The organism is Peribacillus sp. NPDC096448 (assembly GCF_044762675.1).
Classification (GTDB): domain Bacteria; phylum Bacillota; class Bacilli; order Bacillales; family DSM-1321; genus Peribacillus; species Peribacillus frigoritolerans_B.
The window spans coordinates 46,761-71,006 of the sequence record NZ_JBIWEU010000007.1; the positions used below are offsets into that span (position 1 = coordinate 46,761).

21 protein-coding genes and 2 pseudogenes are annotated in these 24,246 nt (G+C 39.7%); 1 reads left to right on the forward strand and 22 read right to left on the reverse strand.

Annotation, left to right across the window (positions count from 1 at the left end):
- Positions 1 to 64: 64 nt before the first annotated feature.
- From ACIQ0C_RS13505 to ACIQ0C_RS13595, 19 genes and pseudogenes are all read right to left on the reverse strand, one after another.
- A complete protein-coding gene (locus ACIQ0C_RS13505) occupies positions 65 to 1,954 on the reverse strand; it encodes a sigma-54-dependent Fis family transcriptional regulator (protein WP_403060653.1) in 1,890 nt (629 codons plus the stop codon).
- 214 nt (positions 1,955 to 2,168) lie between these two features.
- Positions 2,169 to 2,945 carry an acetoin reductase gene (locus tag ACIQ0C_RS13510; RefSeq protein ID WP_403060656.1) on the reverse strand — a complete coding sequence of 259 codons (777 nt, stop codon included), beginning with the start codon at positions 2,943 to 2,945 and terminating at the stop codon, positions 2,169 to 2,171.
- A gap of 19 nt (positions 2,946 to 2,964) precedes the next feature.
- The gene (gene lpdA, locus ACIQ0C_RS13515) at positions 2,965 to 4,347 is read right to left on the reverse strand and encodes a dihydrolipoyl dehydrogenase (protein ID WP_403060659.1); all 1,383 of its coding nucleotides are present in this window, start codon (positions 4,345 to 4,347) and stop codon (positions 2,965 to 2,967) included.
- A gap of 17 nt (positions 4,348 to 4,364) precedes the next feature.
- On the reverse strand, positions 4,365 to 5,585 hold the full coding sequence (locus ACIQ0C_RS13520) for a dihydrolipoamide acetyltransferase family protein (RefSeq protein WP_403061084.1): 1,221 nt from the start codon (positions 5,583 to 5,585) through the stop codon (positions 4,365 to 4,367).
- Between the two features lie 106 nt (positions 5,586 to 5,691).
- Positions 5,692 to 6,726, reverse strand: coding sequence for an alpha-ketoacid dehydrogenase subunit beta (locus tag ACIQ0C_RS13525; RefSeq protein WP_402841701.1), 1,035 nt, complete (start codon positions 6,724 to 6,726; stop codon positions 5,692 to 5,694).
- A 21-nt stretch (positions 6,727 to 6,747) separates the two neighbouring features.
- A complete protein-coding gene (locus ACIQ0C_RS13530) occupies positions 6,748 to 7,740 on the reverse strand; it encodes a thiamine pyrophosphate-dependent dehydrogenase E1 component subunit alpha (RefSeq protein WP_403060662.1) in 993 nt (330 codons plus the stop codon).
- 326 nt (positions 7,741 to 8,066) lie between these two features.
- Positions 8,067 to 8,609: an NADPH-dependent FMN reductase gene (locus ACIQ0C_RS13535; protein ID WP_403060665.1), complete on the reverse strand. Its 543-nt coding sequence runs from the start codon at positions 8,607 to 8,609 to the stop codon at positions 8,067 to 8,069.
- A gap of 69 nt (positions 8,610 to 8,678) precedes the next feature.
- Positions 8,679 to 9,002 (reverse strand): antibiotic biosynthesis monooxygenase family protein, encoded by a 324-nt coding sequence (locus ACIQ0C_RS13540; RefSeq protein WP_402841709.1) that lies wholly within the window; start codon positions 9,000 to 9,002, stop codon positions 8,679 to 8,681.
- A 110-nt stretch (positions 9,003 to 9,112) separates the two neighbouring features.
- Positions 9,113 to 9,706 carry a TetR/AcrR family transcriptional regulator gene (locus ACIQ0C_RS13545; RefSeq protein ID WP_403060668.1) on the reverse strand — a complete coding sequence of 198 codons (594 nt, stop codon included), beginning with the start codon at positions 9,704 to 9,706 and terminating at the stop codon, positions 9,113 to 9,115.
- Positions 9,707 to 9,923: 217 nt separating this feature from the next.
- Positions 9,924 to 11,900, reverse strand: coding sequence for an acetoacetate--CoA ligase (locus ACIQ0C_RS13550; protein ID WP_403060670.1), 1,977 nt, complete (start codon positions 11,898 to 11,900; stop codon positions 9,924 to 9,926).
- A gap of 108 nt (positions 11,901 to 12,008) precedes the next feature.
- On the reverse strand, positions 12,009 to 13,280 hold the full coding sequence (locus tag ACIQ0C_RS13555; RefSeq protein WP_403060673.1) for an ATP-binding protein: 1,272 nt from the start codon (positions 13,278 to 13,280) through the stop codon (positions 12,009 to 12,011).
- 120 nt (positions 13,281 to 13,400) lie between these two features.
- A pseudogene (locus ACIQ0C_RS13560) lies at positions 13,401 to 13,684 on the reverse strand (Lrp/AsnC ligand binding domain-containing protein); the annotation flags it as partial.
- Between the two features lie 155 nt (positions 13,685 to 13,839).
- Entirely contained in the window at positions 13,840 to 14,172 is a 333-nt protein-coding gene (locus ACIQ0C_RS13565; protein WP_403060676.1) for a (2Fe-2S) ferredoxin domain-containing protein, read from the reverse strand.
- A gap of 25 nt (positions 14,173 to 14,197) precedes the next feature.
- On the reverse strand, positions 14,198 to 15,076 hold the full coding sequence (locus tag ACIQ0C_RS13570; RefSeq protein WP_403060679.1) for a hypothetical protein: 879 nt from the start codon (positions 15,074 to 15,076) through the stop codon (positions 14,198 to 14,200).
- A 29-nt stretch (positions 15,077 to 15,105) separates the two neighbouring features.
- Entirely contained in the window at positions 15,106 to 17,526 is a 2,421-nt protein-coding gene (locus ACIQ0C_RS13575) for a heavy metal translocating P-type ATPase (RefSeq protein ID WP_403060682.1), read from the reverse strand.
- A gap of 91 nt (positions 17,527 to 17,617) precedes the next feature.
- A complete protein-coding gene (copZ, locus tag ACIQ0C_RS13580; protein ID WP_403060685.1) occupies positions 17,618 to 17,857 on the reverse strand; it encodes a copper chaperone CopZ in 240 nt (79 codons plus the stop codon).
- 109 nt (positions 17,858 to 17,966) lie between these two features.
- Complete coding sequence (gene copZ, locus ACIQ0C_RS13585; RefSeq protein ID WP_403060688.1) at positions 17,967 to 18,173, reverse strand: copper chaperone CopZ; 207 nt, start codon at positions 18,171 to 18,173, stop codon at positions 17,967 to 17,969.
- 118 nt (positions 18,174 to 18,291) lie between these two features.
- Positions 18,292 to 18,498 (reverse strand): copper chaperone CopZ, encoded by a 207-nt coding sequence (gene copZ / locus ACIQ0C_RS13590; protein WP_403060691.1) that lies wholly within the window; start codon positions 18,496 to 18,498, stop codon positions 18,292 to 18,294.
- Between the two features lie 17 nt (positions 18,499 to 18,515).
- A complete protein-coding gene (locus ACIQ0C_RS13595; RefSeq protein ID WP_403061087.1) occupies positions 18,516 to 18,857 on the reverse strand; it encodes a metal-sensitive transcriptional regulator in 342 nt (113 codons plus the stop codon).
- Between the two features lie 627 nt (positions 18,858 to 19,484).
- Here ACIQ0C_RS13595 and ftsZ point away from each other — a divergent pair.
- A pseudogene (gene ftsZ / locus ACIQ0C_RS13600) lies at positions 19,485 to 20,508 on the forward strand (cell division protein FtsZ).
- A 263-nt stretch (positions 20,509 to 20,771) separates the two neighbouring features.
- Here ftsZ and ACIQ0C_RS13605 read toward each other — a convergent pair.
- The 3 genes from ACIQ0C_RS13605 to ACIQ0C_RS13615 all read right to left on the reverse strand — a co-directional run bounded on the left by ACIQ0C_RS13605 (position 20,772) and on the right by ACIQ0C_RS13615 (position 24,147).
- Positions 20,772 to 21,914: an acyl-CoA dehydrogenase family protein gene (locus ACIQ0C_RS13605; protein WP_402841988.1), complete on the reverse strand. Its 1,143-nt coding sequence runs from the start codon at positions 21,912 to 21,914 to the stop codon at positions 20,772 to 20,774.
- 116 nt (positions 21,915 to 22,030) lie between these two features.
- Complete coding sequence (locus ACIQ0C_RS13610) at positions 22,031 to 23,278, reverse strand: GTPase family protein (protein WP_402841726.1); 1,248 nt, start codon at positions 23,276 to 23,278, stop codon at positions 22,031 to 22,033.
- Positions 23,279 to 23,394: 116 nt separating this feature from the next.
- Complete coding sequence (locus tag ACIQ0C_RS13615; RefSeq protein WP_402841729.1) at positions 23,395 to 24,147, reverse strand: PadR family transcriptional regulator; 753 nt, start codon at positions 24,145 to 24,147, stop codon at positions 23,395 to 23,397.
- Positions 24,148 to 24,246: the final 99 nt, after the last annotated feature.

Sequence of the window (24,246 nt, forward strand, 5' to 3'; positions counted from 1 at the left end):
CCCCTTTCATTTTTCATCGATTTCCATAAATCTACTCTTCTTGCATAATGTACACACGCCATGTCTATATACCATACTTATGGAGCCGCTTGTAAAATGTACTTCTTGGTATATCCATCAATTTTGCTGCAGCAGTGACATTTCCTCTTGATTTTTGTAATGCCTCTATCATTAGATCCCGCTGAATTTTTTCGCGGATCGTCAGTTCATTTCCCTTGATGCCTTTTTTACCACCAGGTTCCTCCCATGAAGGAAAATCATCATGCCGTGAAACGGGTTGTGAATGCATGGAATTCAAGACTTTACCATAATCCAGAGGTCCTTCTGCAAGTAAGATGGTCAATCGCTGAAGTACGTTCTGCAGTTCTCTAATATTGCCTGGCCAATTATAATCCTTTAAACGAATCAATAACTCTTCTGTTAACGGAATATTCCAATTATTCTTTGAACACAGATAGTTGACCAGATAAGGAATGTCTTCAATCCTTTCCCTTAAGGGAGGTACATGAATGGGGTAAACGTTTAACCGATAGTATAAATCAGTACGAAAGGACCCCTCTTTGACAAGCGCTTCAAGATTACGGTGTGTTGCAGTGATAATGCGAATATCCAATGATATGCTTTTTGTGCCGCCGACCGGAACGATTTTTCTTTCCTGAAGAACACGCAGTAAGGCGACTTGCATCGCTGAAGGGATTTCACCGATTTCATCGAGAAATATGGTCCCTCCATTTGCCTGCTCGAACTTCCCTTTGTGCCCTTGCCGTTTAGCCCCTGTAAAAGCGCCATCTACATACCCGAATAATTCACTTTCCATTAAATCTTTAGGTATGGCTCCGCAATTTATCGTGACGAACGGTCCTTTTTTGCGCATGCTATTTTCATGAATGGCATGCGCAATAAGCTCTTTCCCGACACCTGTTTCACCGGATATATACACATTTGCTTCTGTCGGTGCAACAAGCTTTACTTTACGTAATGTGTTATGAAAGGATTCACTAATCCCTCTTTCCCCTTTGAATGCAAATCTTTCTGAAGGCAGTGAAGCAGGAAAAAGCCTATTGGTTTCATGACCACGATTCTCTGATAAGAATAAACACTTACCGTAAACCCTTTTATCCTCTTTGGATAGAAGCGGATTTTCCTTTATGATTCGATATCCATTATTTAACAGATCGGCCAACGCCATACCAATGGATTGAGGAATCTTTTTGCGAACCTGTTTACTGGCGGAGATTATCATTTCTTTATGATTACAGACGATAAAAGGCAAATCTGGATAGGTTTCTGCAAGTTCTATCGCGTGCTGGGTCAGTGCCAGCTCCTTTTTATAGGAACGCATTCCCATTTCCTGTTCGATCGTATACGCCAAATTGGCTACCATACCCAGCATGGAGGGATGGAAATATTCTACTGGACATGATATATCCAAAACTCCCAATATCTTACCGTCTTCATTTAATATGGGCATTGCAGAGCAACTCCATTTGTGTGAGGCAATTGAATAGTGTTCGGTACCTTGGATCATTACGGCTTCACCCGTTTTCAAAGCTGTTCCAATTGCGTTCGTTCCGACCTCACCCTCCGTCCAGCATACGCCCTCCACAAAATTTATTTTGCCTGCCTCATCGAGGATTTTCTCGTTTCCGGAAAGTGAAAGGACATATCCATCCGGATCGACCAATAAAGCCATCATTCCAGATTCTTTAATCGATTGATTCATTCTGGATAATTGGGGTGATGCCACTTCTAAAAGGAAGGAGTTTTTTTCTCTTTGAATGTCCAATAATTCATTCGTTAAAATGTGTTTGCCTTTATTAAGGTATGGGTTGACTTGATCTTTTTTGCATCGATACCAGGATTCCATTATTCGCTTGTTCAGACGATTTGAATCGAGAACCCCTTCACTGACAAAGCGTTCCCATGTACGTAGATAACAACTGGTGGATAGCATATAATCCTCCTCTAATCATTTGGTTTAAACCTTCATTTGACCAGTCAATCTAGAGGAAAAATACCTTGGAGTAAAAAAAATAGGATGTTAATCGAGGTCTTTTTAATTATAGTAGATTATGTATTCGCTTACAATATATAGATTGAGTTTACAAAAAAAGCATCATGTGATCATTCACATGATGCTTCTCCATCGAACAATTTAATGCGTTAGTTTATGAAAAAATAACCCCTCCATCAATCATGATGGATTGCCCTGTCATATAATCCGAATCCGGTGAAGCAAGGTAAGATACGAATTTAGCAACATCTTCTGGGGTTTCTGAGCGTCCTAAGGTTATGGAATCCGTGAACTTTTTAAATGTTTCCCCTTTAGCAAGATTCATATATTGGCCCATTTTTTCATCGATCAAATCCCACATTTGCGTCCCGACAATTCCTGGACAGTAAGCATTCACCGTAATGCCAAACTGGGCCAATTCCTGTGCTGCCGCTTGTGTAATTCCTCTAACGGCAAATTTTGTGGCCGAGTATGTACCTAGTAAACTGAAACCTTTATAACTGGCTATGCTGGCAGCACTTATGATTTTCCCGCCTTCTTGCTTTTTCATTTGTTCAGCCGCGGCTTGCAGGCAAAAGAGGACACCATTTACATTTATATTGAAAATCTGTTCAAGATCCTCTTGAGTTACTTCCAATATAGGCTTTATTTGAGCAATTCCTGCATTTGAAACCATAACATCCAATTGTCCAAAACTTTCCACAACTTGATTCACCATTTCGAATACTTCCCGTCTATTACTTACATCCGCTTTAACGGCAAAGCTTTCACGTCCAAGTTCCCTTATCTCATTCACGACCGATTCAGCCGTATCCAGATTGACGTCATTAATGACCACATTCAATCCATCTTGAGCTAATCTTAATGCAATGGCACGTCCGATACCACGACCTGCACCAGTGACTATCGCCGTCCGTTGACCGCTAGCCATACAAATTCCCCCTTCAATTTTAGCAATGCACAGCTTGACCTACAGAATTTAAAAGAGCTTCATGTATGGATTCCGACAAGGTTGGATGCGCCGCAACTAAATCTTCCATCATATCTGCCGTTATTTCTGCATGCAGCATGATCGTTCCTTGACCAATCAATTCTGTTGCATGCTGACCAACAATGGAAAAACCTACAATTTCATTATATTGTGGGTTCACTAGGACTTTGACCTTTCCTGCCGGTTTATTGGAAAGGACAGCTTTCCCGCTTGCCGAAAAAGCGAATTCACCAACTTTAATTTCGCCATATTTTTGACGCGCTTCTTTTTCGGTCAAGCCTACACTAGCAATCTCCGGGGAAGTATAAATGCAGCGAGGGATTGCCCGGTAATTAACTTGTGCAAATTGACCGCAGGCATTCAGGGCCGCCACCCGTCCTTCATGAAAAGCAACATGGGCAAGTTGTATACCGCCTATCACATCACCACAGGCATAAATCGATGGATTGCTTGTTTGCATTCGATCATCCACCGAGATGCCAAGTCGGGAAAAGTCAATATCGTTTTCTTCAAGGCCCATTTCATTCAATCTTGGTTTTCTTCCTATTGATACGAGTACGTAATCAGCATGCATTTCTTCCAATTCGCCAGCGCTATTCTCCAAAAATACCGTCTTACTGGCTGCATTGATGTTTTTGACAGCTGTGGAGATATGGACTGTAACGCCTTGGTTCTTCAATTCGCCATGCAGAATGCTCGTGATATCATCATCTTCCCCTGGAAGCAGCTTTTCCCCCATTTCGATAACGGTAACCTTGGTGCCCATCCTGCTATAAATGCTGGCAAATTCACATCCGATGACGCCGCCTCCGACAATTAGCAGCGAATCGGGAATGGAAGGCAGTGACATGGCATGGCCACTGTGGATAATCCAATCACCATCAAACGGCGCAAAAGGTAATGGAATCGGTTCTGACCCCGTTGAAATGATGATCTTACTTGCTTCAATCACTTCATTTTCATTTCCGTTCTCGATCAGCAGTCGATCGTTTGAAAGGATGGAAGCTCTGCCCTGAATGACTTTTATTTTATTCTTACTCATTAAATATCGAATGCCGTTCACTAGTTTAAATATGACCTCTCTTTTTCGTTCCTGTACGGTATCCCAATCGACTTCAATCGAATTGGAATGAAGACGAATTCCCATTTCCCCGGCATGTTTCACCAAATCATACGTATCGGCACTATTCAATAATGACTTCGTTGGCATGCAGCCTTCGTTTAAACAGGTACCCCCCAATGGTCCATCGACTACCAGTATGACCTCCTTATCCTGCTGGGCAGCAGTGATTGCCGCTACATACCCCGCAGGACCTCCGCCTATAATAGCTATACGATTCAAGAACTTTCCCTCCTTTTCTATAAAATCATGGTGATCGGCTCTTCTAAATACCGTTTTAGTGTTTGTAAAAAGGCAGCAGCGGGTGCCCCGTCCAGTACACGGTGATCAAAAGTTAAACTGAGTGGCAAGATCGTTCTTCTCTCCAATTCTTCGTCAATATAAATTGGGGTATCGTAAGCAGAGCCAATTCCAAGTATCCCCGTTTCCGGTGTATTGAGAATGGGTGTAAAGTGCTCAACGCCATATGCCCCGAGGTTACTGATTGTAAAAGTGGATCCTTGCATGTCTTCAATAGGCAATTGACCGTCACGTGCACACCGGGCCAATTCCTTACCCTTATTCGATAACTGTGTTAGCGTACAATTTTCGGCATTTCTAATGACGGGAACAACGAGTCCATTCTCCAAGGCCACCGCTAATCCAAGATGGATATGCTCATACAAAATGATTTTATCTTCAATATAGGCACTATTCATTTTAGGATGCTCTTTAAGTGAAAGCACGACAGCCTTGGCAACAAAGTCCGTTATAGTCAATTTAGTTGATTCATGTTTTTGTAGCGTTTCTGTAGCCTGTTTTTGCAAAATGACTAGATCAGTGACATCAACTTTCATCGTTAGAGTTAATTGGGCACTGCTTTGCAAGCTCTCCTTCATACGGTTAGCGATGATGTTCCTCATGCCCGTAACAGGAATCTGCTGCCGACTCTCTAAAGCAGGTTGTGGCGGAACTATACTTTCTCCTGAATTTACCTGCATGGAATCCCTTTTCACAATTACTTTCTGTACATCTTCTTTAGTGATTCTTCCTCCGGGCCCGGTGCCTTGAATCTTCTCAATGTCAAGATTCGCTGCCTGCGCCATTTTTCGTGCAACCGGGGTGATCATTAAACGGTCTCCCATTGGCAAAGTGTGGGACTCTTTTGTTTTCAGCTTTTCTTGTTCATCAATTTTCAACTGAGTTCCTTCAGCAACAGGTTCATCGGTCTTTATTTTTTCATTCGGATTACCGATATGACAGATAACGGTTCCTGGAGGTACTCCTTGTCCTTCTTGAACAGCTATATTCAGAATCGTACCTTCCGCCGGAGATTCAATATCCATTTCTATTTTCTCTGAATTGATGCTGGCTATTGCTTCACCTTTTTGGACTGGATCCCCAACAGCCTTACTCCACATCGATACAGTACCTTCTTTCATTGCCATGCCCAATTTCGGCATTACCACTTCGACCGCCATATTTTTTTCTCCCTTCAGATTGGTTTGTTTGTCCATCATTGGATTTGTTGCTCCAACTTTTGCAGTTCTTTGCGAAAAAGCTGGAGCATGCATCATATCGATTTAATTACACCCCAAGAATGGAAGGCTCCCCCAATAATTCTGAAACGGCTTGTATCACTTTTTCTGATGTTGGAAGGTAAATATCTTCAAGCGGTGGAGAAAAAGGTACAGGTGTATGCGGTGCCGTAATCCTCTTAATTGGCGCATCGAGCGTGTCAAATCCCTTATCCGCCACCAGTGCGGCAATATCCGTTGCGATGCTGCATCTTGGGTTCGCTTCATCGATCACAATTAAACGATTTGTTTTTCCCACAGAGGAGAGAATCGATTCTTCATCCAGTGGTGACAAGCTCCGCGGGTCGACAATTTCAACTTCAATGCCTTTAGCTGTGAGTTTTTCAGCAGCCTCCATAGCTGTGTGAACTTGTTTACCGATGGCAACGATAGTCAAATCCGAGCCTTTCCTTTTCATTTCAGCTTTGCCGATTGGGATTGTATAGTAGCCTTCCGGAACCTCTCCCACCATGTTGTATAGCGTTTTATCTTCAAAAAAGATGACAGGATCATTATCTTCAATGGCTGAAAGTAAAAGCCCTTTTGCGTCATAGGGGGATGAGGGAACGACCACCTTCAATCCAGGAATGCTGGTGAACAAGGCATAAAGGCTTTGTGAATGCTGAGCTGCAGCCCTGAACCCTGCACCATGCATCGTACGGATCGTCACGGGAACCTGTGCTTTTCCCCCGAACATATAGCGGAACTTCGCACCTTGATTCAATACTTCATCCAAACAGCTGCCAATGAAATCGTTGAACATTAACTCGGCAATCGGTCGTAATCCTGTCGAAGCGGCTGCCATGGCCGCTCCCATATATCCTGCTTCCGCAATGGGTGTATCGAGGATTCTATCCCGGCCAAACTCTTGAACCAATCCTTTTGTGACACCCAAAACACCACCCCATGCTTCGTCATCCTGCAAATGATCAACTTCTGCACCGCCGGCTACATCCTCCCCCATAAGGATGACATTTTCGTCTTTTCTCATTGCCATGGCCATTGCTTCATTTATTGCCTGCGACATACTGATTTTTCTGCTCATCTCAATTCCTCCTTTTATGGTTTAATAGGATACATAAACATCGTTTAATAAATCGGACGCTTCTGGATATGGGCTATCTTCACTGAACTTAACTGCTTGTTTAATAGATTCCTCAACGGCATTCTCGAGAGAAATCAGTTCTTTTTCCGCCAGCAGATTCTGATTCAGTAAGTTACTCCTGAATAGGGCAATCGCATCTTTCTCTTGTTTATGCTCCTTTTTTTCTTGTTCCTTTTTATATTTCTGTGCATCTCCCTCGAAGTGTCCATAATTACGATAAGTAACACATTCGATCAATGATGGGCCTTCTCCCCTGCGAGCCCTCTGAACGGCTTCTTCAGCAGCCTTATACACAGCCAATACATCTTTCCCATCCACCCGGACACCCGGGATATTGTAGCTTATCGCCCGGTCGGCTATCGTTTTACAGCTAGAAGCATAGTTGAAAGGGGTGGCTTCCCCATACCCATTATTTTCAGCGATGAATATTACGGGTAGCTTCCAGATTGCCGCCAGATTTATCCCTTCATGGAATGTCCCATGATTGTTGGCTCCATCACCAAAAAAACAAACACTAACATGATCGGTCTTTTTATATTTGGCAGTTAATGCTGCACCGCATGCCAGCGGAAAGCCTCCACCGACTATCCCGTTCGCACCTAACATCCCTTTATCCAAATCGGCAATATGCATGGAACCGCCTTTTCCCTTGCAAAGCCCTGTCACTTTCCCATAAATTTCAGCCATCATCCCGTTTAGGTCGCATTCTTTGGCAATACAGTGGCCATGACCCCTGTGAGTGCTTGTAATGCTGTCCTTTTCGGATAGGTGGGCACATACACCTACAGCCACCGCTTCTTCCCCAGCATACAAATGGACAAACCCTGGTAAAATACCCTTTGCAAAAGATTCATGAACTTGGTCTTCGAATTTTCTGATCTCCAGCATTTTTTTGTACATCCAATAAGCCTTGTCCTGTGATAACTTTATTTCATTCGATTGAACCGTTTCCATTTTTCAGCCCCCAATCAGTAATAGCGAGTCAATCTTATATAGTGCAATTACCGTGCCAAAATGGGAGGCGGTAAAATTAGGACTTTATCTATTTTCAGTCGAAAAAAAACGAGACAAAATGAGATTGCTGTCTCGTTTTGTCTCGTTTTGTTTAAAATATACTATCCCAATTCACTTATCACTGAAGTTCAAAGATGGTTTGAATATGGAAGCAGCTTTCTTAAGGAAAAAGCTCTTTATGCACCATTAATATGAGTGTTAGTATTAACTATCAAGAATATTGTTAATAAATTAGAGGGAAGGACAAAGCTAGTAAACTATCAAGCTTATCGTAATCTTTTTAAGGCACCGCTCCAGGCAATCGTTTGATCTAACATTGCATGGATATTATCAAGGTGTAAATCAGCTGGTTTAAACGTCTTGAAGTTTTCAAAATCTGTAAATAGTGATAATGTTGGATTTACCCGAACATCCGCAACTAGTAATTCCCCTAAGATGCCACGCAAATGTTCGGCTGCACGAGCTCCGCCAGTTGAACCATAGCTCACGATGCCTGCAGCTTTGTTGTTCCATTCATCACGTGCGGAATCAAGTGCGTTTTTTAATGCCCCTGTAATGCTATGATTGTATTCTTGTACGATAAACACAAAACCATCCAAGCTAGAGAGTTTTTCTGACCAAGCTAATATTCCTGGTTCTTTACCAGAACCTTCTCCAACAAATGGCAAGTTAAAGGCTGCAATATCGACGATTTCGTAATTCGCATCTTCTCGTTTATCAGCTATTTCTTTTACCCACTTTCCCACTTGTGGGCTAACGCGTCCTTTGCGTGTGCTTCCTAAGATAATTCCAATCTTTAATTTTTCCAATGTTTTCTCCTCCTTGTTAATAACAAACAAATAATTTGTTTAAAATAAAAACCTTATAATTTAATGGATTCACAAATTTTCAATCTCTTCCACTAACGTGTAGTACCCACCTTCTGTATCTTCAATGAGATGGTTTATTTTGTTAAGGTGTTCTCGGAATTCACTTTTTTCTAACCAATTTTCATGAAAATCAATACTCTCAAAGGTAGTTACCATAATCGCCTTGTTATTATCAACAGAACGATGCCAACGGCTGCTGATCCAACCTGGAACACCTTGAGATCCCTTCTTAAAATTGAGTAGTTCTTCAGTTTGGATAGCAACCAATTCATCTAGTTTGCCTGGTTTAGCTGTAAATACATTAATCCATACTATTGCATTGCTTGATTTCATATTCATAATCTCCTGTCATTTAATCTATTTTTTTCAGTTCATTAAAAATTGGCATTTCCTTTCACCATCAAAGTGTGTTAGTACTGACTGTCATTATTCTTCATGAAAAACTAGGGAGTTAAAGCCCTAGTAAATGTTTGCACACTCTCCATTATAAATGCCTCAAGGGACACGGTTGGATAGTTTTCATCGGCATCCAGGTTGTTCATAAAGGCACCAAAATTCATCATCATGAACGACAACGCCTGAAGCTCTGGGTCTATGTGAATAAGCTTTCCTTTTTCATGCATCGTGTTAAAATAGTTTGTCAAAATTCCCAGTAACTGTCGGGGGTGCTCTTGTGTTTTTTCTCGAAACCCAGGTAAATTACCTTCCTCCTTGATACTTATCATAATCATTTTCCGGTTGCGATTCATGATTTCATGATATGTTCGACTGATCAGTTGTAAGTCTGAATGCAAATCCCATACGATTTGTTTTTCTTTAAAAAGTTTTGTCATCTCTTCGGCATAATGATATCGGTCAAATGCCGTTTCTAGAAGATTTTGCTTGGTTCCAAACCGACGAAATAGTGTTTTTTCACTCAAACCTGCGGCACCGGCAATTTCCTGAGTAGAAACACCATTGTACCCTTTCTCTGCTATTAGATCGATTGCCGCCAACAGCAGCTTATCATCGGTACTTAGCTTCTTACTGCTACTCATGTTCTCACTCCCTAAAAACAGACCGTCAGTACTCACTGACTTCTCACTTCATTCTATTCATCTGTTTTAAAATTGTCAAGGAAATTTTTCCATCATTTATATATTCTTTTTAAGATGGTAGGCCATTCCAGAAGATTGAACCTTATTGGCGATTCATCACCAAGATCATTCAAGAGAATTATAAAAAAAGACGGAGCTTTTTTGCTCCGCCTGAATTCTAGAATATTTTTTTCTCATTCAACTCTAGAGCTAGTTCTTTAAAAAACTGTAGCGATTCTGGATTTCCCATGGAGTCTGCATTCACTACCTTATCAAACTCGAAACCTAATAACACTTTACGTATCGGGACTTCCATCTTCTTTCCGTTCAACGTTTTAGGAATTTGTTCAACGACATGGATTTGGTCAGGGATAAAGCGAGGGGATACATGCCCTCTGATTTGTTCCTTGATTTTTGCCGTCAATGATTCATCCAGTCTTTCCCCGGGCTTAAGGACTACGAAAAGCAGCAGTGAGGAACGGCGGCCAAGCACTTCCCTATCAATGACAAGGCTTTCCATCACCTCGTCTATCGCTTCGACTACCCGGTAGATATCACTTGTTCCCATCCGTACACCCGAACGGTTGATGGTCGAGTCGGAACGTCCATAAATGATACAGCTGCCCTTATCGTCGAGCTTTATCCAATCACCATGTTTCCATATGCCAGGATACGTATCGAAATAACTCTCGTAGTATCTTGTCCCGTCTTGATCATTCCAGAAGTACAGCGGCATGGACGGCATCGGTTTGGTAATGACCAATTCACCGACTTCATTAATCAATGTTTGACCATGCTCATCAAAGGCTTCCGCACAAACACCCAATGCCCTTCCTTGTATCTCTCCGATTCTCACGGGCAGTGTTGGAACACCGCCTACAAACCCGGCACATACATCGGTTCCGCCACTGGATGAACTGAGCCAGATATCCTTCTTGACATTTTCATACACCCATTTATAACCGTCGCCAGACAATGGAGCTCCAGTGGAAAAAAGAGCCTTCAATTTAGATAAATCATATTTTCCCAGAGGTTTGTTTCCTAACTTCATGGAATTCGTAAGAAATGGTGCGCTTGTTCCAAAGAAAGTCATGCCTGTATCTTCCGCCAATTCCCAAAGAACATCCATATTCGGAAAAGAAGGACTGCCGTCATAGAGGACGATGGTCCCTTCATTAAGCAAACCGCCCATAAGGAGATTCCACATCATCCAGCCCGTAGTCGTAAACCAAAATACAGTATCCTCGGAAGTCATGCCTTGATGGATTCTTGTTGATTTAAAATGCTCCAATACTATACCGCCATGGCCTTGTACAATCGGTTTTGGCATCCCGGTTGTACCTGATGAATAGAGAATCCAAAGCGGATGATCGAAAGGAACACTTTCAAAGGATAATTCTGCCTTTTCTTTTAAAAGGTCATCCCACGGAATCGTATCTTCCAAACTCTTTTTTTCTATGTAAGGAACCAACACGGTATGCTTGACAGAGACCAATTCCTGTTTAAGCTGTAAGATGACTGGTGTTTTATCATATACTTTTCCATTGTACTGATACCCATCAACTGCCAGTAATACAACAGGTTCAATTTGTTTGAAACGATCTATGACACTTCTTGCCCCAAAGTCAGGTGAACAACTGGACCAGATGGCACCTATGCTCACTGTTGCCAAGAAAGCTATCACCGTTTCGGGTATGTTTGGCATATAGGCAACAACACGGTCACCGGATTTCACACCAAGTTTCCTTAATGAATGAGCGACAGAAGCTACTTTTTCTTTCAGCTCTTTCCAGCTAACCTCCTGCTGCCTGATATGTTCGGAACGAAAAAAAATCGCCGTTTTCTCTTCTTGATCATTCAATAATGCATTTTCAGCATAATTAAGCCTTGCCCCCTCGAACCATTTCGCACCTGGCATTGATTGCTCCGCTAAAACCCTGTCATATTTCCTGGCAGCTTTTACATCACAATAATCCCATATTGAAGCCCAAAATTCCTCCAGTTCATCTACCGACCATTTCCATAATTCATGATAATCATGAAACGTTAAACCCTTCTTTTCTTTTAACCATTTCACATATTGAGTCAATACCGTTTGCTCGATTTGTTCCTTTGTCGGTTCCCAAATGATCTGTCCATCTGTAAGCGATTTCATTCAATCATCTCCCTTAGGTATCAAATGCGTCATTGAATCATTTCATAATATTGGTAGTTTACTTAAATTGTAATCTATGAGTTTTAAAACTGTCAATTAACACTAAACTCAATTAGGCTCGTATTTATGTATGGGCAGGTTAATGGAGAAGCATGTCCCTTTCCCTTGTACACTTGACACATGTATCGTTCCATCCATGCTTTTGATAACGCTATATGAAACCATCATGCCCAATCCAGTCCCTTTATTTTTTGTCGTGAAGTAAGGCTCACCTAGACGGTATATTTGTTCCTGCGTCATTCCAATTCCCTGATCTTGGATTCTAATTTGGATGGTGGAGGCAGCATGAATTAAATGTATGTATATTTTGCCATCATGGTCCATCGATTCTATGCCGTTTTTTAGGATATTGAACAAACACTGCTGGAATTTCTTCCTTTCCCCCATGATATAATAAGCTTCATCTTCGATTAGTGATAACTTCAATTCTGTTCCATTATTGTTAGCCAAGGGTTTAATGCTGTTCATGACATGCTGAATTTCCTCCGATACCCTTAATCGCTCTGTGTTTTCAGGGCTTATGGCAGCAAACGTCAAATAATCATTAATGACATCCGTGGCCCGATCTAATTCCTTCAGTGCAATATTTGCATATCTGACCTTTGTATGGGAAGACACGTCTTCGCTTAACATTTGTATGTATCCCCTGGTAACTGTAAGGGGATTTCTGACTTCATGGGATATGCTTGCAGCGAGATGGCTAACGATTTGCAATTTTTCCGCTTTCACTAATTTTTCGAGAACCTGAAAATTAGTGAGGATGACCTCCCATAGTAAGATTACAACAACGATTCCTATGACTTGGATCGTGAAGTATTGTTTCCATAGACTTATGCCGATAGTAAGTTCAAATACTACTGTTGAAATAAACTGTGTGAGAATATGTACAATGAAGATTAATGATATACCGATGATAATTTTTTTACTGACAGACATTTTCAAATAGTATTTAGATATAAAAAACAGGGAAACACCCACTAGTGGAAAAGTGATGCATGATATATAAAATCCATTTTCCCCCCCTGTTAAATAGCGGATAATAAGAGTGATGACTATCAATATGATTCCTAACCGGTAGCCTCCATATAAACCGCCTAACAGAAAAGGGATCCATCTAAGATCCCACACAAAATCCTCTTCCATAACAACGGGAAATAGCATGCATAGAACAAGGGAAAGAATAGGGAATATCGATAGGAAGGATCCTTTTAATGCATCTAAACGGTAAACGTACTTCACTAGATAGCTCATTTGCAATAAAAAGATCGGAAAAAGGATAATTAAAAAGTTAATCAGTAAATCTTTGGTCATAAGATTCATTTTCACACCGAGCTTTCGATATTTTTTGAAGATTTAGACAGGTGTAACAATCATAACAAGATAGAGAATGATAAGCTAGTTAAATTAATATGAGGGAATTAAAAGTTTCCTCTTCCGACATCAGAAAAGAATTTGAGGTGATGTTATAAAAAATACCCGTTCGTAAAAGTGTAGTTTTACGAACGGGTATTTTCTTCCCATATTGGTGAAACTGTTGAATTTTCTAAGAGCTAGGCTAGTTAGTATTCTTGTAATTCCTAGTTTATTTAACTTTCTTATAAATCTAATTCCTTCCAATCTTTGTTATCCACTTTTAAAAGATAATCATACTCACCTGTTAAACAATGAAACTCCATTACTTATGACATATACTCTAATGCCCTTTCCAATACTTCCATTTTTTCTAAGAGAACATTTTCAATTAGTATTAATGGGGAGAAGTAAACCCTATTGGTGGAAATATGGACTGATTGGTAAAAATGATCAGTCCATTGAATATCGCAATTTTTAAGCGCCCTGTACAGAAACCCTTTTTAGATATGGAAGTAAGATGTATAGTTCATTCACTCTCATGGCTCTTGAATGTTTTCCCATCATGGTAATAAAGTTCAGAGCCTAAATGAACAGTGTCATTTTCTTTCAATTGACGAATAAGTTCTTCACTTTTTGTTTTATTCATTTCTTTATACCAGGTTCCTTGTGGATATAGAACAGCGATCGGACCATGCTTGCATTGGCCGTTACATAATGTTTTTGTTGTGTGAATCTCCTTTTGCAGCTCTAAGTTTTTCAATTCTCCCCTAATGGTCTCTGTTACTTCTTCTCCTCCATTTTTCGTGCATGTTTTCCCGTTGCAAATTAATAGATGTTTGCTAACCCCATCTAAGTTCATAAAAATTCCCCTTTATTCTTCGAATTCATTTGACCTCTATAACAAATGGATAGCTATTGACTTTACCATCAAATTTAAATTCTCCCCATACTTTGTAGATTCCAGGTTTATCAAACTTTGTTTCAAATAGTGTCTTTTCTTCTGATGTAGGATGCACATGAACAAATTTCTCACCCTTATCATCCAAAATAACAACATGGCCTAAAGCCCCTAGATAGGGCTCTGGAATAATCTCTTTCGTATCAAAACTTAACGTAACATCTTTGTTTATTCCTAGCTCTGTAGTGTTTAATTCAACTGTCTTTTCATTGATTGTCTTTGTTAAGTTTGTATCAACCTTAAGTGGGTTTTCCTTATGTTCACCATGACCTTTCCCTACGTGCAGCTCTATCGGACTAACCTGATAGGCAAGGTTTTTTGGTTTAATATCTACAAACGCTTTATAAGAGTTTTCAGGTAGGTCGAATTTCAGAGTATACACGCCATTTTCTTTTTCCTCAGGATGTAAATGATAATAATCTTCTAAGTCGGCACTTACAATAATTAAATGCATAATCTTTTCATGTGAAATTTGTAAATTAGGTGAATTTTGATCTTTATCCTTCACATCAATGGTAATTATACCTTCTTCATATTTAACGTTTGTGACCACTTCAATTTCTGAATGAGCTACATGGTCTGAATGCCCTGAATCCTTACCATCACTTTTTTTGCTCGTATGATTATCGGTATGTGCTTGCTCATTATTAGATTCTTTTTCCTCGTTACCCTTTGTTTTTGCCGCATGGGCATCCAAGTGATTGTTATTATTGTTCAAGCTTGCATATATTGAATAACCGCCGATTACTAATCCAAGATACACAATGGCTGAAATAGTCCAGGTCAACATGTTTTTTTGTTTCATGAAAAAACCCTCTCTTTTAAATTGATAGATTATCCTTTTAACTTAATCCTTTGTAATCTGAGTGCGTTTAAAACAACTGAAACTGAACTGAATGCCATGGCTACTCCTGCCAGCCATGGTGCCAGAAAGCCTAGTGCTGCAATTGGAACTCCTATGGCATTATAAGCAAAGGCCCAAAATAAATTTTGCTTGATATTTCGAATCGTCATTTTACTCATAAAGATGGCATCGGCAATACTATTTAAGTCTCCTCTAATTAAGGTAATATCAGCAGCCTCCATTGCTACATCCGTGCCAGTACCGATTGCCATGCCAATATCTGCAGTAGCTAACGCTGGAGCATCGTTAATTCCATCACCAACCATCGCTACGACCTTTCCAGATTTTTGAAGCTTTTTAACTTCCTCTGCCTTTCCTTCTGGCAAGATTTCTGCTATAACATGGTCAATTCCGACTTCATTTGCAATTGCTTGAGCTGTCTGCTTGTTATCACCTGTAATCATGACGACTTCCAGACCCATCTCTTTTAACCTTTCAATTGCTTTCCGAGAGGTTTCTTTAATTGTATCTGCAACTGCAATCACTCCGGCAAATTGGTGATCCATTGCAACTAGCATTGCAGTCTTACCTTCCTTTTCTAAATTTTCCATTTGCGGTAATATGTCTTGAATATTAATCCTGTTTTTAGCCATTAAACGGCGTGTTCCAATTAATAAGGATTTGTTTTCAACTGTAGATTCAATACCAAAGCCAGGAATAGCTTCAAAATGGTCAGAGTTGCCTAGTTCAATCCCTTTTTCTTTAATGCCCTCAACAATTGCCTCAGCTAACGGATGTTCAGAATTTCTTTCTGCAGCACCGACTAACTTTAAAAATTCCTTTTCTTCAAACCCATTTGAGAGAATAACATCTGTAAGTGTTGGTTTTCCATTTGTTACAGTTCCCGTTTTATCAAGAATCACTGTATTCACTTGATGAGTCGTTTCAAGATGCTCCCCGCCTTTAAACAAAATCCCATATTCAGCTGCTCGACCTGACCCAGCCATAATGGACGTCGGAGTAGCTAGGCCTAGAGCACATGGACATGCGATAACTAATACGGCAATTAACTTTTCAAGTGCTACTGCAAACTCTCCTGGACTTACAGCAAAGTACCACACAAGAAAAGTAATAATTGCTATACCCACTACAATAGGGACAAATATTCCTGAGATGACATCGGCTAAGCGTTGAATAGGCGCTTTTGATCCTTGTGCTTCTTCGACTACTTTGATAATTTGAGCTAAGGCGGTATCCTTTCCTACCTTTGTTGCCTTAACCTTCAGAAACCCGTTTTTGTTAATGGTTGAGCCAATTACTAAATCTCCTGCTGTTTTATCAACAGGAATACTTTCACCTGTAATCATTGACTCATCTAGGGCAGATCTCCCTTCAAATATTTCGCCGTCTACAGGTACCTTTTCACCTGGTTTAACATAAACGATATCTCCAGCTATTACCTCTTCGATAGGTAAATTCATTTCTTGACCGTCTCTTAAAACTGTGGCTGTTTTGGCTTGCAATCCCATAAGCTTTTTAATGGCTTCCGATGAACGCCCTTTTGCTTTTGCTTCAAATAACTTACCTAATATAATGAGAGTAATTAATACGGCACTTGTTTCAAAATATAATTCCACCATGTGTGCATCGGACCCTATTGACAGAATGCTTAAGTAAACACTATAGAAATAAGCCGCAGAGGTTCCAAGTGCAACTAAAACATCCATGTTTGCACTTTTATTCCTTAATGCTTTAAAGGCGCCTACGTAAAACTGACCTCCAACTAAGAATTGAACAGGAGTCGCAAGTGAGAGTTGGACCCATGGATTCATGAACATCTCTGGTAGCCAAATAAAAGATGTAAATTCAAAATGACTGACCATCGCCCAAAGTAAAGGGATGGACAAAATAGAAGAGAATATGAATTTTCCTGTTTGTTTCTCAATTTCCTTCTGTCTATGATCAACCTTTTCGCCTGTCGTTTCTTGCTTTTGTTCTAAATGATAACCCAATTTCTTAATGGCATCCTTCATATCCGGGACCGAAACTTCATCAGGATTATATTCTACAAGGGCTGACTCTAAGGCGAAGTTTACAGTTGCATTTTGAACTCCATCTAACTTGTTTAAACGTTTTTCAACCCTGTTAGCACATGCGGCGCATGTCATACCAGATATATCAAATTCCGCTTTATCACTAACCACCTTATACCCTAAGGATTCAACTTTATCTTTAAGTTGGTTCACACTTGATTTGGATGGATCAAACGTTACTTTTGATTTTTCTAAAGCAAAATTCACGCTTGCATCCTCTACTCCATCTATTTTTTTGAGGCCTTTTTCTATTCTCACTGCACAGGCAGCACACGTCATGCCAGCTATTTGAAGTGTTGTTTCTTTTTTATCGCTCATAACCTTACACTCCTATCACCACATACTATAGTGGGGTATATTTTTAGGGAAGAAAACGTGCCGGGACGAGACAGCACGTTTTTTCAATTCCTTAGTGACAACTTTGATTTTTAGGTAATTTACTCAGCTCTACATCATAACCTTGGCCCTCTATCATGTCAGTAATTCCCTTTAAAGAAACTACTTTCGGATCAAATGATACCTCTACTTTTTCTTCATTTAAGTGGACCTTTACAAAATAAACTCCCTTCATTTTTCCTACGTTCCCTTCAATTGAATGAATACAATGCCCACAAGACATTCCTTTCACTGCTAATATTACATTTTCCATTCTTTTATCCTCCTTAATTGATTTATTTCAATAACATAAACCATACCCAGGTAATGTATATGAATTTTAGAAAAAAATCGTGCTTTAATCAGCACATTCTTTATTAATATTATCGTACATCATAACCTTGATCTTCTATAACGTCAGTAATTCCCTTTAAAGAAACCATTTTCGAATTATATGATACCTCTATTTTTTCTTCATTTAAGTGAACTTTTACAAAATGAACACCATTTAATTTTCCTACATTTCCCTCAATTGAATTTATACAATGCCCACATGACATTCCTTTCACTGTTAATATTACATTCTCCATTTCTTACTCCTCCTTACTTATGTCAAATGATCTATTTTAATAACTTAAACCATACCCCTGTATAGTATATTATTTTCAGAAAGAAATCGTGCTTTAATCAGCACGTTCTGTATTAACTTTATTGTACATCATAACCTTGGTCATCAATTGTTTCTTTGATCTTATCAATACTAACTTCGTTCGGATTAAACTCAACACTAACAGTTCCAGAATCTAAGTTTACTTTAACAGTGGTAACTCCAGATAATTCACCTACATTGCCTTCAATTGAATTTATACAATGCCCACATGACATTCCTTTTACGTTAAGAGTCATTTTTTCCATATCGCTATAGTCTCCTTTTATTTTTTCATTAATTTTTGAATTGTCACCATTACCTCATCTAAAATCTCCGTATCCCCTTCTTGAATTCTTTCTAGAACACATGACTTCATATGCCCTTCAAGTAAAATACGAGCGGCACTATTTAAAGCTGATTGAGTCGCAGATATTTGAGTAATGACATCATCACAATACGTATCCTTTTCAATTAATCCTTTTATTCCTCGAATTTGTCCTTCAATTCGATTCAATCTTGTTACTAAATTATTTTTCACTTTATCTGAGTGATGGCTCTTTCTTTCACCGTCTGATGAGCAGCATTGATCGATTTCAACAATTTTATCAAGACTTTCTATATTCATCGACATTGCCTCACCTCCTTAATCACATAATACTATACCCCTCTATGGTATGTGAAGGATTTTTTATAAAAAGTTTAAAATAGGTATTTGACAGAGATTATTCTTAAAAATTACGGCGGTTTGATTAATAATACTTGAGTGTAATCTATACAAGATTCACCTTATCTATGCATTACAAATTGAAATGTTATTTTGCACATTCAACTTTAAAACCCAGCTACCTTCACATGAAGATTAGCTAGGTTTCTTAATTATTTACATCCACTTATTTATTGAACTATTCGAATCCGACTAGTATAAACGCGACTGCTCATTGTTCAGCAATCGCGCCCGATTGCCAATAATATATTTTGGAAAATAAGTATCAGTTTTAAACACATGTAATAATGTTTATTGATTTAAAACTGGAATTCCCTTAGAAGAATAAAAAGTAAAGATTACCTTTTTAGGATATCGAACCTTTCCAACTTTAGCAAAGAGTGGAAGGATTCAATGAAAGGCATTGTCATTAACTAAATCTAAATATAAGAAAGACAAAACATTTCGAATAAAATGAATGAGTGTTTCCGCTATTTATATGAATAGTTTGAAACAAGGTAATTTCAATGAATTAGGAGGTCCTATAAAATGAAGTTTGTTACAAGTGTAAACACAACAGTCAACATTAAAGTAATTGGTATTGGCGGCGGAGGAAATAACGCCGTTAAACGTATGATCGAGCATGGAGTTAAAGGTGTAGAATTTATTGCTGTTAATACAGATGCACAAGCTCTTAATTATCAAAAGCAGAGATCAAGATACAAATCGGTGCTACATTGACAAAAGGTTTAGGATCAGGGGCAAATCCAGAAATAGGCAAAAAAGCAGTTAAAGAAAGCAAAGAGCAAATCCAAGAAGCATTAAAAGGTACAGACATGGTATTCGTTACAGCCGGAATGGGCGGCGGTATAGGAACGGGTGCTGCCCCTGCTATTGCTCAAATTGCCCGTGAGCTTGACATACTAACCATTGGCGTTGTAACACTTCCGTTTGCGTTTGAGGGCCATAAGCGTGCAGCACAAGCAGCAGTCGGAATCGTTTCAATGAAGAAAGTAGTGGACACATTAATTGTTATTCCAAACGATCGCTTATTGGAGATTTTACATAAAAATACACCCATGCTTGAAGCATTTCGTGAAGCGGATAATGTTCTTCGCCAAAGTATCCAAGGTATATCGGATCTAATTGCTGTACCAGGTTTAACCAACATTGATTTTGCAGACGTGAAAACAATCATGGCCAATAAAGGGTCTGCCTTAATAGGAATTGGCAGAGCAACAGGTAAACATCGCGCTGCAGAAGCTGCAAAGAAAGCCATTGGGCCAGTCCGTTACTTAACACTTCCATCGACGGAGCCCAAGGTGTGCTAATGAAACTCACAGGCGCCAATATAAGTCTATATGAAGTACAAGAGGCAGCAAATATTGTTACTTCTGCGGCAGGCTCCGAGTTAAATATGATTTTCGGTTCTGTTATTAATGAAAACTTAAAAGATGAAATTATAGTAATTATCATTGCTACTGGCTTGAATGATCAGGAGGTTCCATCATTAAAATTGTCTGCCCGTCCTTCAATAACAGAAATGGAAAAACAATTGTCACTAGAGTTTTGATGCAAAAAATTCACGTTTAGTATTTGACCGAACCCTGGAAGTTTAATACTCAAAAACATGTAAAATTCTTGAAGAATGCAAAATACGAATATTATAAATCACCAAGACCACTGTTAGATGAAGGTCAAATAGAAGGTATGGAGCAAGAATTATCTGAAAGTCTAGAAAATCAATCCAAGAAAACATCTATGTTAGAAAATGAACAGAAAAAACACTGATACGAATAATTCATTTCAGTGTCATCAAAAATATGCAAATCGCACTTAATAAAGTGCGGATTTTGCGAGCATCGTTATAGTCGCATCATCCATCGGAGGATTATGGAGACCTGCGCGTACATCTCTATAGTAGCGTTGCAGGGGATTGTTTCGTTGTAAACTTTTGGCTCCGACGACCCTCATCGCTTTATCGACGATGGAAATCGATTTGTTGACGACCGATAATTTAACAGCCCCCAATTGTTTCGATAATTCATCATGATCTTCAGGCTGCCGCATCCATTTTTCTGCGACAGAGTAGAGGAAATGGTGTGCTTCCCCCAATTCCAGTTCCATCTCCCCAATAGTACGTTGAACATTCGGAAGGTCCCTGATTGGTCCTGGTAAGCTATTCGGAGAATAGGTTTTCGCAAATTCGACTGCGTAATTTCTGGCAGCCACTGCGATTCCCAAGTAGCATGCCGGTATATGTAAAAGCCACGCTTCAGGTTTTCTTTTTTCACCAGGATTGCTTTTCATGACATAATACTTTTCAGGCAGGCTGACATCATTTAACACCAGATCATGACTACCTGTCCCCTGCATCGAAATCATATCCCAAGTTTCTTCTATACTTACACCCGTAACATCACGATGAACTAAAAATGTGCCTAAACACTCATCTTCGGGTACCCATGCCGTTACGAGAAAAATATCAAGGACGGGAGAGAGTGTAGTAAAAGTCTTTCTACCATTCAAGTTCCATTGATTACCCTTTTTGATTGCGGTCGTTTCCGGTCGGCCTCCGCGCGTCGGGCTTCCCGTTCCAGCCTCAGATGCTGCCGTATTGATTAGAGCGCCTTTCGACACTTCATCAAACAATTCATTCATGACTCCTTTTTCCCATGGTCTCTTCTCCGTTAAGGATAGGACCGTTCCGACATGCCAGCCTATTCCTAAGGCTGTTGGTCCGCAATATTGAGCTATTTTTTCCTGGCATAGGAGAAAATCATATAAGGAACCTCCATATCCTCCATCTTCTTTTGCTAAAGTTAATTGGGGATATCCGAATTCCTTTAACTCCTGAATGTTTTCAAAAGGAAATCCCTTTGAATCATCAAGAGCCTCAGATCGGCCGGAAAATGCCTGAATCGCTTCCTCTAATTTTTGTATATATTCTTTTTGCTTCCATGATTGAAAAAACGACATGAAGATCATCCCTCCTCTAGTAAACAAAAATCCTGAACCAGCCAGCAGCAGAAACAGAACTGCGAACTCCACTTTATCATATCACCTTAGTGTAGTTTATGGTTTGAATCTGCACATTAAGAGTCAATGTCTTCATTTTTATATTCTTTGTTCGCGTTCTTGTAAGCTTCCTTCGCCTGGTCAATATTTTTGTTTTCGAGAAAGTAAGCTATCGCGGCTTGCCCGATTCCATAAGTGACGGCGCCCGCTACCGCACCGGAAACGGCTAGACCAGCCCCTGGGATGAAACGGACTGCAGCCCTGACACCTTCCCTGACAAGGAGCCCGATACCAACATTGATTCCTAATGCTGCAATGAATTCACTTGCCGTTTTCGTATTGATTTCTTTATCCGCGATAAAACCAATCACCACAATCATCAAACCTTGAATGCCGGTCAAAATGGGAAAATCGGCAAAAGGTATTGGTTCTGCACCGATTAAACCTGCGATTGCCGTAAACGTTCCCACTATCGTCCGAGCGAATTTCTTCTTAACGAATTGGCTCTGCATCGCCTTGGCAGTCTTCAGCTTCGCTTCACTGGGTAAGGCCTCAATTAAATAATCAGAAAGCAAATCTATGTTCCAACGCATATCATATTCAATATTTCCGCTTTCATCAAAATCAATATACGAACAAGTGGGAATGATGTTCAAAAGTGGTATTTCACTATCTTTAAATCGTTTTGACATCAAATCGATGGCTTCGTCAATATTCTTTTTTTTCTTAGGATTGGCATCAAAAGGTACTTGCTTATAATGGGGCGGATCTAATTCATCCACTTGGGTGACCACACAGATGACGGGTACATCATAATGGTGATTCTCTTTAACGATCTTGCGCAGCTTATTCAATTCTTGTAAGTCTTCTTCAATACGTGAATCCGTTTCTTTTGCTTTAATCAAGAAAAGAAACACATCAGGCTGTTCTTCAGTCACCGCTTTCATCAATTCATCCAACGGTGTTTCTTCTTCGAACTCTTCCGTAGGAGCTTCACTCTCACCCAGCCCGCGTGAGTCCAGCAAACGAATTTTGGGTTCGGCATCACTCGGGTACCATAGCCATTTCCCCTTACCTGTTCCAGATTTAACGGAACTGACATATTGCCGTTCCTGACCAAACATCGCATTGATCAGTGATGACTTCCCAGATCCTCGCCTTCCGACAAGAGCAATTCGAGGTTCTCTTGCATCAACTGTCATCGTTTTAAGCTTTAAGAGCTGGTCGAGCATTTTGTTCTTTTTTGATTGTGAAATTGGGAGCTTATCTACCTGACCTTTAATGAAACTGAATATGCTTCCCATTTCATCGTGTTTTTCCGCCATCACTCATTCCCCCTTTTTAAGAAGTGTTTTAAGTAACATTTACCCTTGAACGATTCAATTTAAGCATGTAACTTCATTCTCCTTGTAAAATTAAGGGGCTCCATTTCTCTATTCATTTAGCTCTTTTCTTTTAAGAACATAACGACACTGGCCATATATTTTTGGATTTCCTGAACTTGAAAGGCGGCAGAATCCGCAATCTGTTTGTAATGATGCTGTCCTTCATCAGTGATCCGTAAATACCGTTTAGTTCGTTTTTCACTTTCCCACCTGCCGACAAGAAGGCCGTTCTCTTCCATTTCATGAGATAAATCGTATAAATAGCCGTTTGAAGCGATCCAACCGAACTGATTTTTAAGCAGATCGCCAATTTCCCCCATATAAATGGGTTTCTTAGTGAAAGCGGCTTTTAAAGTTACATAACGGACAAGGTCCTTCACCGATATTATTTTCGAGAAATACGACCTGTATTCTTCAGGAAGCTCATTAACAACCGGTGGGTTTTCACCAGATCCCCTTAAATCATACATGAAGCGATCAATGACCTTTTTCACTTCGGAAAACCGTTCCAGGAAATTTTCTTGATACCATATGTAAAGCTCTTTGCCTTTTTCCGTTATTTGATAATAATTTCTTCCCTTATTCGTATATAATGATAAATGATTGGATTCGACTAGTGTATTGGATATTTTACAAAGATAGTCATAGCTATGCACTTTTCCCGTGAACGTATTTTTCAGGTCCTGATGAATCGCTCTTGGATAATTCGCTTTTATCCTCAAAGAGTGAAGTAAGAAAATCGTTAAAAATTCACGCTGGCTCAAACCAACCGTTTCAACCGTCGCAGACAGTTTTTCCCCTTTCTTCACAGTCATTCCCCCCTTAGTATACTGTTTAAATAATACATAAATAAATATTTCTTTCTTCCCCTTATTATCCTGTGCTGCCACATAATAGTAAAGTTTTTA

Bases quoted from the DNA above. Each gene is read 5' to 3' on its own strand.
- ACIQ0C_RS13575 (WP_403060682.1), bottom strand. From the start codon at position 17,526: ATGAGCGATAAAAAAGAAACAACACTTCAAATAGCTGGCATGACGTGT.
- ACIQ0C_RS13610 (WP_402841726.1), bottom strand. From the start codon at position 23,278: ATGGCGGAAAAACACGATGAAATGGGAAGCATATTCAGTTTCATTAAA.
- copZ (WP_403060688.1), bottom strand. From the start codon at position 18,173: ATGGAGAATGTAATATTAACAGTGAAAGGAATGTCATGTGGGCATTGT.
- ACIQ0C_RS13520 (WP_403061084.1), bottom strand. From the start codon at position 5,585: ATGGCGGTCGAAGTGGTAATGCCGAAATTGGGCATGGCAATGAAAGAA.
- ACIQ0C_RS13565 (WP_403060676.1), bottom strand. From the start codon at position 14,172: ATGAACTTAGATGGGGTTAGCAAACATCTATTAATTTGCAACGGGAAA.
- copZ (WP_403060685.1), bottom strand. From the start codon at position 17,857: ATGGAAAATGTAATATTAGCAGTGAAAGGAATGTCTTGTGGGCATTGT.
- ACIQ0C_RS13510 (WP_403060656.1), bottom strand. From the start codon at position 2,945: ATGGCTAGCGGTCAACGGACGGCGATAGTCACTGGTGCAGGTCGTGGT.
- copZ (WP_403060691.1), bottom strand. From the start codon at position 18,498: ATGGAAAAAATGACTCTTAACGTAAAAGGAATGTCATGTGGGCATTGT.
- ACIQ0C_RS13540 (WP_402841709.1), bottom strand. From the start codon at position 9,002: ATGAAATCAAGCAATGCAATAGTATGGATTAATGTATTTACAGCTAAA.
- ACIQ0C_RS13530 (WP_403060662.1), bottom strand. From the start codon at position 7,740: ATGGAAACGGTTCAATCGAATGAAATAAAGTTATCACAGGACAAGGCT.
- ACIQ0C_RS13555 (WP_403060673.1), bottom strand. From the start codon at position 13,280: ATGAATCTTATGACCAAAGATTTACTGATTAACTTTTTAATTATCCTT.
- ACIQ0C_RS13595 (WP_403061087.1), bottom strand. From the start codon at position 18,857: ATGAATATAGAAAGTCTTGATAAAATTGTTGAAATCGATCAATGCTGC.
- ACIQ0C_RS13570 (WP_403060679.1), bottom strand. From the start codon at position 15,076: ATGAAACAAAAAAACATGTTGACCTGGACTATTTCAGCCATTGTGTAT.
- ACIQ0C_RS13505 (WP_403060653.1), bottom strand. From the start codon at position 1,954: ATGCTATCCACCAGTTGTTATCTACGTACATGGGAACGCTTTGTCAGT.
- ACIQ0C_RS13550 (WP_403060670.1), bottom strand. From the start codon at position 11,900: ATGAAATCGCTTACAGATGGACAGATCATTTGGGAACCGACAAAGGAA.
- ACIQ0C_RS13525 (WP_402841701.1), bottom strand. From the start codon at position 6,726: ATGAGCAGAAAAATCAGTATGTCGCAGGCAATAAATGAAGCAATGGCC.
- ACIQ0C_RS13545 (WP_403060668.1), bottom strand. From the start codon at position 9,706: ATGAGTAGCAGTAAGAAGCTAAGTACCGATGATAAGCTGCTGTTGGCG.
- ACIQ0C_RS13605 (WP_402841988.1), bottom strand. From the start codon at position 21,914: ATGTCGTTTTTTCAATCATGGAAGCAAAAAGAATATATACAAAAATTA.